We start from the raw sequence: 1,760 nt of genomic DNA, 5'->3' as shown, positions 1-1,760 counted from the left end.
AGGGCGCGCAGATCGTGTTTGATAAGATCACGGTAACGGGCAGCGAAAACATCATCATGGCCGCCGCGCTCGCTCACGGCACGACGCATCTAATCAACGTCGCTAAAGAGCCCGAGGTGGTGCAGCTTTGCGAGGTTTTAGCCGCAGGCGGCGTAAAAATCGAGGGTATCGGCACGGACGAGCTGGTGATCGAGGGCACGGATAGGCGCTTGCTGGATGTGGGCGAGATAACGGTCATCCCCGATAGGATCGAGGCAGGGACGTATCTTTGCGCCGGAGCGATCACGAACTCGCAAGTAACTATCGCGAACGCCAACGCCGCGCATCTGCGAGCCGTGCTTACTAAATTTAACCAAATGGGCTTTGAAACCGTCGTAAACGGCGATAAAATCACGATAATGCCGGCTAAAAACGTAAATCCCGTCGAGATCGTGACGACGGAGTTTCCGGGGTTTCCGACCGATATGCAGGCACAGTTTATGGCGCTCTCGCTCGTAGCAAACGGCGTCAGTACGATCGACGAGAGGCTTTTTGAGAACCGATTTATGCACGTTAGCGAGCTCACGCGTATGGGTGCGGACATCCGCCTAAACGGCCATATCGCGACGATTTACGGCGGAGGCGAGATAAACGCCGCAGACGTGATGGCTACCGATCTGCGCGCAAGCTCTGCTCTAGTGCTGGCGGCCCTTGCCGCAAACGGAACTAGCCGCGTGCACAGAATTTACCACCTAGATAGAGGCTACGAGGGGCTAGAGCGCAAGCTAGCGGCTCTGGGCGCAAAAATACGCAGGTTGGAGGAGTAAAATGACGCTAGAGCTTGCTCAAAATTTGATCCTAGAAAAAGCTAAATTTGACGGCTGCGGCGAGTTTGTAAGCCTTGAGCGCGCGACGGGTAAAATTTTAGCCCAGGACGTATTTGCCGTTAAAAATTTGCCCTCTTTCAACAACGCTGCGATGGACGGCTACGCGCTCAAATTTGACGATTTTAACGAGCCGTTAAGCGTCGCGGCAACCGTGCTAGCTGGCGATGAGGCCGAAATCTCACTAAAAAAAGGCGAATGCGTAAAGATAATGACCGGCGCAAAAATGCCAATAAATGCCGACACGGTCGTACCTTTTGAGGACGCTCTTTTGCAGGACGGCAAGCTCTCGCCGCAAAGTAAAGTCAAAAAATTTAACGCCCTAAGATACAAAGGCGAAGAGGTCAAAGCGGGTGAAATTTTGCTAAAAAAAGGCGAAATTTTAACGCCTGCAAAGGTGATGATGCTAGCCGCTCAGGGCATCTACTGCGTCTGCGTAGAGCGCGAGCTAAAGATCGGTATATTTTCAAGCGGCGACGAAGTGGTCGAGCCGTGGCAAAACGCGAGCGAGGAGCAAATTTATAATGCAAACGGCGCAGGCATCGCGTCACTGCTTCAAAGCTTCGGCTTTGCTAGCTCGTACGCGGGCATCATAAAAGACGACTTAGAAAGCACTACTCGCGCGCTTGAGACGGCTGAATTTGACGTCATCATAACAAGCGGCGGAGCAAGCAAGGGCGAGGCTGATTTTATGAAAACGGCGCTTTTAAATTTAGACTTTAGCGAGCTTTTTGACGGCGTAAATATCCGCCCCGGACGACCGAGCAAAGCTTTTATAAAAGATAAAAAAATCGTCTTTATCCTGCCGGGAAATCCGATGGCGGCGTTTTTGATGTGCTTTTTGCTAGTCGTTCCTTTTTTAAAGGGCGCGCAGCTTGAAAAACTCGACGCCGTATT

At 51.8% G+C, this 1,760-nt stretch carries 2 protein-coding genes; both read left to right on the top strand.

Annotation, left to right across the window (positions count from 1 at the left end; all coding sequences use genetic code 11):
* Positions 1 to 806: UDP-N-acetylglucosamine 1-carboxyvinyltransferase (locus tag Q0338_RS03140; protein WP_298085489.1), on the top strand; the 806-nt coding region annotated here is incomplete at its 5' end.
* A gap of 1 nt (position 807) precedes the next feature.
* Positions 808 to 1,760 (top strand): molybdopterin molybdotransferase MoeA (locus Q0338_RS03135; protein ID WP_298085488.1); only part of this gene is annotated, 953 nt, incomplete at its 3' end.

Origin of the sequence: uncultured Campylobacter sp. (genome assembly GCF_938018145.1) — a bacterium.
GTDB lineage: Bacteria > Campylobacterota > Campylobacteria > Campylobacterales > Campylobacteraceae > Campylobacter_A.
The sequence above is the reverse complement of the archived record's forward strand: the minus strand, read 5'-3'. Positions and strand labels throughout refer to the sequence as shown.